Origin of the sequence: Ornithinibacillus contaminans (genome assembly GCF_001038425.2) — a bacterium.
Classification (GTDB): Bacteria; Bacillota; Bacilli; order Bacillales; family Amphibacillaceae; genus Ornithinibacillus; species Ornithinibacillus contaminans.
In genome coordinates, this window is record NZ_LDPV02000050.1 from 274899 (window position 1) to 286829 (window position 11931).

Annotated in this window: 11 protein-coding genes; 4 read left to right on the forward strand and 7 right to left on the reverse strand. The window is 32.7% G+C overall.

The window, feature by feature from the left end:
- Window positions 1–25: 25 nt before the first annotated feature.
- From JF53_RS14610 to JF53_RS14625, 4 genes are read right to left on the reverse strand one after another with little or no spacing between them, the layout of a single operon-like run.
- Window positions 26–253 (reverse strand): YdbC family protein, encoded by a 228-nt coding sequence (locus tag JF53_RS14610; protein ID WP_047980177.1) that lies wholly within the window; start codon window positions 251–253, stop codon window positions 26–28.
- The gene (locus tag JF53_RS14615) at window positions 250–4005 is read right to left on the reverse strand and encodes an Eco57I restriction-modification methylase domain-containing protein (protein ID WP_047980176.1); all 3756 of its coding nucleotides are present in this window, start codon (window positions 4003–4005) and stop codon (window positions 250–252) included. The genes JF53_RS14610 and JF53_RS14615 overlap by 4 nt, the downstream gene beginning before the upstream one ends.
- Before the next feature lies 1 nt (window position 4006).
- A complete protein-coding gene (locus JF53_RS14620; RefSeq protein WP_047980175.1) occupies window positions 4007–7186 on the reverse strand; it encodes a helicase-related protein in 3180 nt (1059 codons plus the stop codon).
- A gap of 15 nt (window positions 7187–7201) precedes the next feature.
- Window positions 7202–7456: a TIGR04540 family protein gene (locus tag JF53_RS14625; protein ID WP_047980174.1), complete on the reverse strand. Its 255-nt coding sequence runs from the start codon at window positions 7454–7456 to the stop codon at window positions 7202–7204.
- A gap of 262 nt (window positions 7457–7718) precedes the next feature.
- Here JF53_RS14625 and JF53_RS14630 point away from each other — a divergent pair, with 262 nt between their 5' ends.
- The 4 genes from JF53_RS14630 (at window position 7719) to radC (ending at window position 10060) form a co-directional block, all read left to right on the forward strand.
- Window positions 7719–7922, forward strand: a complete 204-nt coding sequence (locus JF53_RS14630) for a hypothetical protein (RefSeq protein WP_047980173.1) — start codon at window positions 7719–7721, stop codon at window positions 7920–7922.
- Window positions 7923–7959: 37 nt separating this feature from the next.
- A complete protein-coding gene (locus tag JF53_RS14635) occupies window positions 7960–8466 on the forward strand; it encodes a hypothetical protein (RefSeq protein WP_047980172.1) in 507 nt (168 codons plus the stop codon).
- Between the two features lie 25 nt (window positions 8467–8491).
- Window positions 8492–9253, forward strand: coding sequence for a hypothetical protein (locus JF53_RS14640; protein WP_053071848.1), 762 nt, complete (start codon window positions 8492–8494; stop codon window positions 9251–9253).
- A 198-nt stretch (window positions 9254–9451) separates the two neighbouring features.
- On the forward strand, window positions 9452–10060 hold the full coding sequence (gene radC / locus JF53_RS14645; protein WP_047980170.1) for a RadC family protein: 609 nt from the start codon (window positions 9452–9454) through the stop codon (window positions 10058–10060).
- Window positions 10061–10121: 61 nt separating this feature from the next.
- Here radC and JF53_RS14650 read toward each other — a convergent pair whose 3' ends face one another.
- From JF53_RS14650 to JF53_RS17570, 3 genes are all read right to left on the reverse strand, one after another.
- Complete coding sequence (locus JF53_RS14650) at window positions 10122–10376, reverse strand: hypothetical protein (protein WP_157052537.1); 255 nt, start codon at window positions 10374–10376, stop codon at window positions 10122–10124.
- A gap of 227 nt (window positions 10377–10603) precedes the next feature.
- Complete coding sequence (locus tag JF53_RS14655; protein WP_047980168.1) at window positions 10604–11494, reverse strand: replication initiation factor domain-containing protein; 891 nt, start codon at window positions 11492–11494, stop codon at window positions 10604–10606.
- A 220-nt stretch (window positions 11495–11714) separates the two neighbouring features.
- Window positions 11715–11858, reverse strand: a complete 144-nt coding sequence (locus JF53_RS17570; protein WP_157052538.1) for a hypothetical protein — start codon at window positions 11856–11858, stop codon at window positions 11715–11717.
- Between the last annotated feature and the right edge of the window lie 73 nt (window positions 11859–11931).

Consider the following 11931-nt stretch of genomic DNA (forward strand, 5'->3'; position numbering starts at 1 on the left):
TTTTTCATATTATTTATTTTATCAATTATAATAACTCATCTAATTCATTAAGGGCAGCCTTTAGTTCTTTGAGTTCATCGATAGTGAGAGTTATACCTTTACCCATTTTCTCTCTATCTGGAGACCAATCTCTAATATCGTATTTTGGCTCTCTTCCATTCCAACTTATAACATTGAATTCTTTTTTCCAACCTTTACCTGATTCTGATAAGACTGCTACCTTGTCCAGTATTTCATACTTTAAATCACTCATTTTCTCTCCTCCTTTGGATATAATTGTTCAATAATATCAATCTCTTTTTGACTAAAGCCTAAAATATTACAAACAATTGAATTTATTCTATTCTCGAATTCAATTTTCTCATTTGATTTTTGAGCGTAATTATTTGAATTTGACAATTCCAATATCCCATCCACTAATTTAGATATATTCTTTTGATCTTCATCCCTTACTTCTGGTAAAGGTATTTCAGACAATGGTACTTGGAAAAGCTCTAATACTTCTCCTTTGCGTTTTCCCTTATAATACAACCAAAAAAAGTATGGTTTTGAATTTAAAAGCCCTAATAAATATTTCAAATTTACTTTTTCCGTTTTCGGTGTAATAACATAAGCATCCGACCTACAAAACCATTCTACATTATTAAAAGCAAATGCATTTACCTTTGAACGATATGGTACAACTATTTTTTCTCCTAAAAAGATCCTCTCTTCTCTAGCTCTATGAATAGATGTCCAGTGATATTTTTCATTATAAGTTTTAAGCCTACCCTCAAGTATCTCCTTAAATTTCAACAAATGATTATACACGTCTGGATATTTATCAATATCAAGTTTTCCTTCATAATAAATTATTTTCTTCTTAGGAATTGTACTACAGTTATACTTGGATATATCTGAGTTTTTATAAAAGTCCCTAAGTAATTCTTTACCATTGTTAAATGAATCTATTATAGATTTATCTCTTTGATTTGTTAAATCAAATACAAAAATACCATCATTTTTTTCTACATTATCTTTGTTACTCAGCTTGTTAATGTTCCTACCAGAAACATAATCACATCCCGTAACTACACCTTGATTAATTTCTACTATATCTCCTAGCCTTTCTTCCAAATTACCCATTTTATATAAAATACTGTCGATGTTGTCTTCGCCTTTGTTTTTAGCACCACTTAGACGGATATAGTTTTCTTTTCCTTCGTATAAGTTATCTTGGTCTACATTAAAATATGAGCTTTCTTGGTCTTTCCAACTGACAATTTTGGATAGTAATTCAGGTGTTGCATTACCTATTCTGTTAGTGATACAGGTTTGAGCAATTAGGTTAGCCTCACTATCGTTCTTTGTAAGAATAGTAATCATATTATGTTGCCCACGTGCTGAATCAAATATCTTTAATTCATTAAAATTGATTAGTTTTCTAATTTTAGACCTTTTTAATAAATCGCTACGAAGTTTTTTTGCACCAAAAGCTGTTGGAAAATAATTAGTGGTAATAAAAGAAATCTCACTGTTATCCTTTCCAATATCAAGCCCTAAATGGAAGAAGAAATAAAATAAATCCATTTTTCCTTGGTAATATCTACTTCCAAAACCAGTTTTGGCTATAGGACGGAATATATCCTTATTACCACTCTCACCAACATAAGGGGGATTTCCAATTACTACATCGAATCCGCCCTTTTCCCTGAACACTTTTGCAAATTCAAGTTTCCAGAGAAAGTAAGGTTTTTGATTATTTTCTCTCATTTTTTTATATTTTTCTAAAGCTTTATCATTGCCGTCATGTTGCAGTTTATATTCAATTAAATCTTCTCGAATCCCATCAATTTTTTGCTTTAATTCTTTTTTCTTTCTTTCATCCTCCTCATCAAAATACTTATCTTGTAATACAAACATATCCTTTAATAATTCATCGGTATTATCAATTAATAAACTTAATTGAACAGCTAAGTCATCGGATTTCTGAGAATACTTACCTTTAGTTTTCTTTAAAATTTCCTCATCGAATAGCTTTATTCCTTCGTATTCATCTATTAGACTATTACCAACAAGTATATTGACGTCTAAGTTCGGTAATGGATGTGGATCTGGTGTATCCGCATTAATTTCCTGTTCAACTATTACAGATAACCATAACCTTAGCTTGGCTATATCTACAGCACTTGCTTCTATATCAACTGCGAATATAGAATTTTTAATTGTTTCCCACTTAAGATAATAAGGAGAACGTTTTTTTCTAATTACTTCCTCACCATAAACAATCCCAAAAAAACCATCCTTGTCTTTCTTTATGAGGTATTCGGTTATATTATTTCGTGCTCTCACTATCTCACTTAACATTCCTAATGGAAATGCTCCAGAACCAACAGCTGGATCTGCAACAGTGATATTTTTTAAGGCGTTATCTATTTGTACTATGTTTTGTAGAATCGTATTTTTAATTGTTAGCCCTTTTTTATATCCCACACCGCTGCGGCTATCAACATCTTTAATTAAATCACCGTAAAGAATAAATTCTTCAATATCCTTTCGAGGTATGTCAATCTCATTCGATAGATAATTAATTAAACTTTCTTGACACATGTAATGTACTATTTCTCTCGGAGTGTAGTATGCCCCTTTAGATTTTCTATCTTTTACCTCCAATAAGTTTTCAAATATTTTACCCAACATTTCCGGATCGACGGCTACATCCATTTCCAATGGTTCTGCCTCGTTAATTGTAAAATTAAACCTATCAAAAATATCTAAAATCCCATCTGCTTCTTTTCCCTTATCCTTAACATTAGAAAATATTTCATTTGGAATTTTAAAATTTACATCTTTCCATCTATATCCTTCTAGGGGTTCGAATAGCCCCCCATTAAGGAAAGGTATCTTACAATTAAATCTTTGGAAATATTGATTTTTTCTCTTTTTATTTAAAGCCTCATAGAATAAGGGCTCTAAAAAGTCATCAAAGAAGTTCTGGTTTGTCTTTTCTTGACAAAAAGTAAATATCTCCCTAATAAATGTTTTATTTCCATTCCCCCATGGTTCTTCAAATTTAGTTCCTATGAAGCAATCAGAAAACAATTCTGCTTCATGATCATTCAAACTATACAATGACTTAGATGTTAACTTCCTTTGGCTATCCCTTGTTTTAATGAACGTTTTATCTAATATTGATTTATGAATTATATCTAGATTTCTATATAACTCATTATAATCGCCTTCTGACAATATTCTGCTTTCTGGTAGAATTCTAACTCCTAACCAGCCTTTCTTTTGAAGAAAATACAGAAAGGCTAATTGTCCCATCAATTTCTTGGCAAATTGTTCAGCAAACTTTTCAACTTCAAAGCCTAGTCTAGCAGTTTCCTCAGCAAAAGCAGTATTATCTTCTAGATATTCTTTTAATTCTAAATATTTTAGTTCATACTGTTTATAAAAATCTTTCGTAACCTTTTCTACACTAAAAGCATTTTCTATTTCATCTAGTAACGGGTTATCATCATCGTTCTGAAAAATTTCTAGCAGTTGCTTTTGAGCAGTATGATTGGGTTCCCCCTCGCCAACAAGGTAAGAATATCTCCTTGCAGGTGTTAAATCCAAAGATAGCCCCTTATCGTCAAACGTATAATCTAATCTCACAAATGACAATCTCCAAGTTGTTTCATCTGGAACATAGAAAGCAACAATTGCCGCATCATACCCTTGCTGTTCTAACACCTTAGAAATAAAGTTACGTTGTAAAGTTCTTGCCCGGTCTACACTATGATTTTTCTTTAGTTCAACACTTAAAATAATTAATTCATTATCAATTCTGTCTGTATATTTAGCAATTAGAGAGTAAGACGCAACATGGTCACTATATTCCCTCCATATACCTGTCTTTCTAGTAGCCTGTAGCATTTCCGGTTCATTAAAGAACTCTTTGACAAATGACTGAAAAAGATTTATATCGTACTTTGATTCAAATACTTTTTTTAATTGCGATAGTTTTGCTGACTCATACATACTATTCTTCCTTTCTTAGATAGGCAGATAATATAACTTCCATGTTTCCTGAAGTACTAGCTACTTTTTTAACTTTTCTTTTTGTTATTAAATATTGCTCGGGGATTTCATGAACAACTCCATAATACAATTTTAAAGGATCCTTCAGGTTTTTTGTGTTCTTAACAATATCCTTTGTTACACTCGCTGGTAAATTCCCCTCTTCAACTAATTGTCTTATTTGTTTTAATTTTAATTCTTGATCATCAGTTAAAGTTTTAACCTTTGACAGTGCCTTAACTAGTTTTAATACTTTTGAATCATTCCCTGATTTAGATATAGCCTCAACTTCTATTTGCTCATCTTCCTCAAAACTATTGTAAAAAGCTTCTTTATTATGTTCTAAATGATCAAAGTATTCCTTTTTAACCTTATATCTCTTTACATTCTCATGAGTTTTTATATATTGCATTGCTTCAATAAATGTTTTTTCCTCTGAGTTAGTACCATCCGTAATAAAAAACTTTTTCAATGCTCCTTTTCTTAAAAAGGAAATGGTTGTGTTATTCTCAACTAAGGAACTCACTCTTGCACTTTTAGATTTCTTAGGCAATTTCTTCACTTTGACGAATAAATCAGGGTTATCATCTCTCACACCCCTGATAATCCCTAAATAATACAACTCTGAATCTGCTTGATTATCTTCTGCTTCTAAGCTCTCCTTACTTACTAACTGGTGATATAGATTATGAGAGGTTACCTCTTCGTTTTCAGATAAATACTTGAAGTCCTCACCAAGCGTATCGTGGAAAGCTTGTATTTTTGAAATAATGTTCTGTTCTAAAGGTAGATGAGCATTAGTCTGAGCTGCAGGGAAAAAGTTAAAAACATAAATGTGATCATGCTCTGTTCCAACACGATTTATACGTCCTACCCTTTGCATAACCTTTGTCGGATTCCATGGTAAGTCATAATTAATAATTACATTTGACCGATGAAGGTTTATACCTTCAGCTAGAACATCTGTGGTTACTAGAAATCGAATATCATTCTTCTTAGTACCTTGATAGTTAGGATTATAGTTCGCTTCAATTTCCATTCTTAGAGATCGAGAACTTTGCCCACTAAACACAATTACTTCATTAGGGTATCTTTCTTCTAAATAAGAACCTACATATTGTGCTGTCTCTTTTGATTCAGTAAAAATTATCACTTTACTATCCTTTAATTTTTTATTATGTTCTAATTCATATAAAAACTGATTCTTTTTAGGATCCTCGATAATTTCCTCCCAATGTTCACTTAAGGTTTCTAACAATAGTAGGTCATTCTTTAAAGCAGGTAAAAAGTTATCATGAAAGTCTTCTAAATTATAAAATTGAACTTTCTCTTCTTCTACTAGATCCATCAGTTGATCATCGTCACCATTATCGAGCAAATCATATACATCTACCTTTTTACTAATGTATACTTTACCGTCTGAGCACATTTCTATAAACTTTTTATGTGAGATAATGAATCTATTTAGCGTTTTCTTAAAAGCTTCAAAACTGCTCTCAAGTCGTTTAATCAGAATGGACTTCATGAATCCACTCATATTTCTTTGGGAACTTAACATACTTTTAATATTGCTATCCATTTCTTTTAGGTATGTTAAAGGTTTATATCGAGCATATTCTAATCTTTGGATAACTTTAATGGTTTCATTAAAGACATTCTCTACATCTTCTTCATATAAATATACGATTTTATCTGGGGAATCTAGTTTTGGAAATTCTAGGCCTTGTTGTTTCATATCTTCTCCATAAAACTCTTTGATTTCATTCCTAGTTCGCCTTATCATTACGTTTCTTAATACCCTATCCCTGATTATTTCTGAATTCCTTCTTAATTTTTCAATATATTCATATGAACCCTTTTCACTTTTCCTAAGATCTGCTTCTAATTTATTAAAAAATCTCTCCAAATTTTTATTGTTAGGAATAATACTGCTGTTATTTTTCGGTTGAAACAAGTATATTTGATTAGCTATATCCGTTGAGTAGTTATTCTGAGGGGTTGCTGTTATTAGAACAACCTTTTTCCCATAACAAATCTCATGTAACTTTTGGAAATTAGCTGTGCTCTGATTTCTAAATCTATGAGCCTCATCAATAAATACATACCCAAATTGATCCGTCCCATTTTCCAATAGCTGATCCAATTTCCCTAAGGATTCTACTTTAAATCCTGTAACCTCAAATTCAAATAACACTCTTTCCCAATACTCCTTTAATACAGGAGGGCAAATTATTAATTTTTTCCCCTTAAGCTGCTGAGCTAACATAGCACATATATACGTTTTCCCAAGACCAACTACATCTGAAATAAATACTCCCCCGTAAGCATCTAAGGTCTTCTTAGCTTGAACAACCGCATCGGTTTGATATTGTAGTTTTATAAAACCATCTGGTAACATCTCGTTCCACTGATCATTTTTATCTTCATTTATCTCTTCTTTAAAATACTCATATAGTGTTTTTAAATAGAGTTCGTAAGGTGTAATATCATCTCGAATCCATGTTTTCTCTTTAATGGTCTCAATATATTCACTAGTTATATCTATACTTTCATTCCATAGTCCTTCGAATCTATCTAAAGCAAAAATCACATCTCTACTGTCTTTTAACTCAACGTTAAATTCCAAATTATTTACTAACCCAGCTTGACTAAAATTACTTGAACCTGTGATTACACTACCAAATTGATCGGGCACTTTTTCCATATCTTTTCGCATTATATAAACTTTTGCATGGATAGGAGCATGTGGATAAATCCTCATTTCAATTTTCCCGCTTACTAACCACTCTATAAATGTCCGTACTCCTTTTTCCACTCTATAGCTATCTTCAGAGTTCTCAAGATCATCTATAACTTCGGTATTGAAATTCTCTTTTACGTTCTTACTAGACATATCGAAAGACAGCTGTTCTTCTCCTGCCTTTTCTATTATCTGTACAGTTTTTTTATCAACATTTAATCCTACTAGAATACGTATCTTTTCTACATCTTGTAAAGCAGGATATAACAAAAAGAAACCACTAGTTCGAAAGTAACCAACTAAAGCATCAAAAAATTGTGTATTACTAGATAAAATCTTTTGAAAGCGATCATATAAATTTCTTTCCGGTTCGTTGGTAAAAAAAGTTAAATCATTATGCATCAAATCACTTCCCCCTTATACGATAGTAATATGTTCCGTATCTTTTAACACCTGACTTACAACATCTAGTCGACGCTTACCACATTGCTGACGAAGTATTGTTGTATATTTTCCTTCTTTTATTATCTTGTTTGTATTAGTTACATAGAGCTTCTGTATAAGTTCAATCATTTTTATTTCATCTATTTGATCCTTCCAATAGTTATCTATTACAAGGTTTATAGTTGCTGCTAAATCCCTTTGTGTCTTCTGAAATACCTTTATTTCCATAGAATCACCTCGGTGTTCTTACTTTTTTTATACTTTATCTTTATTCTATATGTAGTTCTTTAGTAATACAACAGTGGAGGGGAAAATTGTATATATTTTCCCGAGGCACCTGCATTTATATACGAAAGGGGGGACCCATCCGTTTCATGCCCCACCCCTTTATATAAACCGTTGTTTATCCATTTGGATAGATAACGGTTTTTTTGCGTTACAGAGACGACATGCGTGATGAGAGGAGCGCACTATGAAAGGAGGAATGAAGATGAATAACTCATTGGTCAAGATCCTAATTGAAGCTAAGAAGCTAAACAAATGGATCCCTGCAAAGTTCCTAGTGAAGTATGACATTCAGAAGGTTAATCTATCAGAACTTGAAGATGGTGGACTCATTCTGACTATGAAAAGTAAGTCAGATGGATTGGTATTGAAGTTAACACTCAAGGGTTATCACCATTTCAACAATTAATTAGGATTATCCAATAACATTTAGGAGGAATTTTATTATGCGGAAGAACTTATGGCTGAATTATGAATTGATTAGTGGGAAAGGAGTTTCTATCCCAGAGATTAAAACAATCTATCAATCGTTATTAAATGAAAAAGAAAGAATTAATGATGAGATAGTTGATTCCATTGAATGCAATGACTACGTAAGGCTATCCCAACTACTAGCTAATAGAAGTAAAATCCAAACGGCTCTATTAGAAGTAGAGGCTTTACATGAAGATGAGTTAAAAAACTATGTTTCTACCAAAGAGCGAGTTTCTTATGTACTAACCAATGCTGCTGAATCACTTGAATCAAAAGGAGAGGATGTACTGTTAAACGTTATTAAGAGCTTAGAAAAAATGAATCAATCTACACATAGCTTGGTAACTAAGTCATTAGATTTCTCATCTAAAGCATTCAGTAAAGGTAATCAATTAAATCATAAAGCAGGAAAGTTTCTTGTGAAGAACACAGCAAAAGGATTATCCAAACTTTCAGATGCAATTAATAAAAAATCTTAATCTATTGAAAGGGGGTGAGAACCATATGAAATTAGGCATGCAATCCCAAAAAGGCAATATTGTACCATTCTCTATTAATGAATCTAAAATAGTTTCACTACCTAATATTGTCATATCGACTATCGAATCAAAACGACGTGTAGAGGAACTAAAAACGTTTGTTGAAGAGGTAATGGTGAAAGGTGTTGATTATGGTTTAGTGGATGGATTTTCAAAACCTACATTACTTAAACCAGGTGCCGAGAAGCTATGCGATGTATTTGGGTTCTCGAAAACAGCAGATGTCGTAAATCGCATTGAGCAATGGGAATCAGGTATATTTGCTTATGAAGTGAAGATGACACTTATACGCAAAGACAATGGACTCGTTGAAGCTGAAGGCCTAGGTTCATGCAATAGCAAGGAATCTTCTTTTCAGCATCAAGATCCTTACACAATAGTCAACACCGTATTGAAGATGGCAAAAAAGAGAGCGTTGATTGATGCAGTTCTATCTGCAACACGTTCGAGTGGTATCTTCACTCAGGACATTGAAGATTTTCCAGAAGAAAAAACAAAAGCTAGTAAAGGAGGTGGTGAACAAGCAACAAAGGCTCAATTGCAGAAGATTTTCCGTATCGTCAATGAAATGGACATGCCGACAGATGTTGCAAAGGAATTGATGAAGATGACTTTTGGAGTTGAGCATAGTACACAGTTAACCAAGAAACAGGCATCAGACTTTATTCAAGAATTACTGGTGCTTAAGGAGGTGAGAACTATGGATGAACAAAACTATATTGAGTGAAAGCACATGGATTGCTATTGCGGTCGATGTGCTTTTTTAACGCACAAAAATAGATGAGCTCATCCTGCAAATGAACTCATCTACACTAAATATTAATCAACAACAGTATATCGTAACAGAAGTTTTCACTCAATCAGGAGGGACGCATATCGTCTCTCCTTTTTTAATTCAATCAAACTAATAACGGAGGAATTTATAATGAACAATTCAATCGATAAAATCACTTTTAGAAATCTATTAGCAACAACAACACGTGAAAAGGAAGATAGTTATGTAGTGAGTGAACTATTCACCCGCTACCCATCTATTCAGGAATTATTAGCTGTAACAGAGGAAGAGTTACTGCAAATCAGGGGTATCGGAAATGTAAAGGCTAAGCAAATTATTGCTGCTTTACAACTTGCTCGCATGAACCCATGCCCAATTGAACAACGATTTACTATCCGTTCGCCACAAGATGCTTATGATTACCTTAAGGATATGCAATATTTGCAGCAAGAGCATTTTGTGGTTCTGGGCTTAAACACAAAGAACCAGATAGTTTTCCGTGAAACAGTATTTGTCGGTTCACTAAATGCTAGTATAGTACATCCACGTGAGGTGTTTAATCATTTAGTCCGCCGCAGCTGTGCGAGTGCAATTGTGGGGCATAACCACCCCAGTGGAGACGTATCACCAAGTATGGAAGATATTAATGTAACAAAACGCTTAGGTGAGGCTGGGAAGATGATGGGAATTGAGATATTGGATCATATCATTGTTGGTCACGAAAGATATATAAGTTTAAAAGAAAAGGGCTACCTCTAAAATAATACAAGAAGAGACAGTGTGCTATACAGTCTCTTCTTGTTTCATATTCATTATATTCCTATTCAATATCCACTAAGGTTAAATGTGGCTTTGGTTCTTTAACAATAATTTCAATGGGATCATACCCACCATTTGCAGCTACATGAATTGAATCAAGTAAGATACAGATAGCATCATGCTTAACATCCTCTGGTAAATACCCCTGTAGCATTTCTACATCCTCTATTTCTTCACCAGTAACTTTCATCTTAGCTAAATAGATTAAATTACTTTCTTCTTTAGTTTTATCATTAGCTAATTTAACTAACTTCATTAGGTATATTCCTTTATATTCATTTAGTATGTCAATATAAAATGCATACATTTCCATACCCCTCCCATCTATAATATTGAATTGGTAGAAAATAGAATTACTTTATCTCTCTGGCTGTGATATCCCGGACAAATGCCGATTTTGTTCAAAAATCAACTTATAAGTAATGTTTTACTTATAAATGACTATATATAAACCTACTATTATTTAGATTTGTAACAGGTCCCCTAATTTTTTAACCATTTATTTAATTTATTTCTATATATCCAATCTAGATAAAGTAAGGAGCCTTCCTTCTGTAGAGCGTTAATAATACTTTTCTTTTGATTACTAGTTAGCTGTTTTAAAGTACGAATTACTGTAGCTACTCCTTCCTTAGATAGCTCACAATTAAACTTATGCAGCTTTTTCGATAATACAGAACTACTTAAATCTACTATCAATAAACTCTCAAATGGGTTATACAACCGTAAATGACTTATGAACTGAACGAATGGAATTTTTCCATGACCCTTATATCTTTCGCGAACCTCTATTCTTGTCCAATCATTACTGGTTTGTCCCCGTTCTCTCCCCTTATCATAAATAACTCGTTGAGTATTGCTGAATCTAGAACCTATATAAAGAGTCTGACCTTCATATCTTTCATCGTTATACTTTCTTATCCCACTGCCCCAAATGCGCTTCATTACTTCTAATGGAGGATATCCGTATAAATCAATTTTATACTCTACTCTTGAGACATAGACATTTTGATACGAATCAAATAAAAATAGGACCCACGACTTTACTTGGTCAAATGTTAACCCAGCGTTGGAGGGATTTAATATTACCTTTATCTTTGGAATTCTACTGAATATCGGCTCAACTAGAATAGTTACACAACCTAGTTTATAGCATTTTTGATAGTAAGAACCTTTTCCGCAATACCTGTGACGTATACCTAGCTTATTTAACATCAAGAAAAACTTACCGCTTAAAGACACATCTGAAAGGATTGTTACCTTATCAAGTACACTTTCCATTAGTATTGTCTTTTGCTCAAATAACGACTGATGCTGTTTTAGTAGATTAGGATGTTGTCGTATCTCTTTTGACCAATGTGGCGAAATCCTCATAAAACATGATTACTCCTTCCAAGGTATATACCCTAGGAGCACATAGATTTATTTTGAGACTATGCTCCCCAGGAGACACGACTTGTAAAGGGGAGTGACTTATACTTTCTTTCACCAGTCCTACTAAAACTGCATTTTAACTCTTATAGTTATAGGCAGGATAAATAAGTAAGTATTCCAAAGCAATCTTTTAACAGTGAGATAGAGACTCTGACAATTACTAGTTTTCTTCTTTTTGCTGACTTGAAACTGATTTATTCACAATCATTGCAATCTGTTTCATAAATTGTTCTTGTTCTTTTTTATTATCTCCTCTTAGAAACTCATTTTTTATTTCCTTCCAATTTACTTTTGAATAATACATATTAACCCACCTCTTCAACAATTATATTTTCATAAAACAAATATATTTGTTAAAATGATAACATCATGCTATA

Excerpts from the sequence above, each read along its gene's own strand:
- JF53_RS14610 (WP_047980177.1), bottom strand. The coding sequence starts at position 253 with ATGAGTGATTTAAAGTATGAAATACTGGACAAGGTAGCAGTCTTATCA.
- JF53_RS14620 (WP_047980175.1), bottom strand. The coding sequence starts at position 7,186 with ATGCATAATGATTTAACTTTTTTTACCAACGAACCGGAAAGAAATTTA.
- JF53_RS14615 (WP_047980176.1), bottom strand. The coding sequence starts at position 4,005 with ATGTATGAGTCAGCAAAACTATCGCAATTAAAAAAAGTATTTGAATCA.
- JF53_RS14630 (WP_047980173.1), top strand. The coding sequence starts at position 7,719 with ATGAATAACTCATTGGTCAAGATCCTAATTGAAGCTAAGAAGCTAAAC.
- radC (WP_047980170.1), top strand. The coding sequence starts at position 9,452 with ATGAACAATTCAATCGATAAAATCACTTTTAGAAATCTATTAGCAACA.
- JF53_RS14650 (WP_157052537.1), bottom strand. The coding sequence starts at position 10,376 with ATGAAGTTAGTTAAATTAGCTAATGATAAAACTAAAGAAGAAAGTAAT.
- JF53_RS14640 (WP_053071848.1), top strand. The coding sequence starts at position 8,492 with ATGAAATTAGGCATGCAATCCCAAAAAGGCAATATTGTACCATTCTCT.
- JF53_RS17570 (WP_157052538.1), bottom strand. The coding sequence starts at position 11,858 with ATGTATTATTCAAAAGTAAATTGGAAGGAAATAAAAAATGAGTTTCTA.
- JF53_RS14655 (WP_047980168.1), bottom strand. The coding sequence starts at position 11,494 with ATGAGGATTTCGCCACATTGGTCAAAAGAGATACGACAACATCCTAAT.
- JF53_RS14635 (WP_047980172.1), top strand. The coding sequence starts at position 7,960 with ATGCGGAAGAACTTATGGCTGAATTATGAATTGATTAGTGGGAAAGGA.
- JF53_RS14625 (WP_047980174.1), bottom strand. The coding sequence starts at position 7,456 with ATGGAAATAAAGGTATTTCAGAAGACACAAAGGGATTTAGCAGCAACT.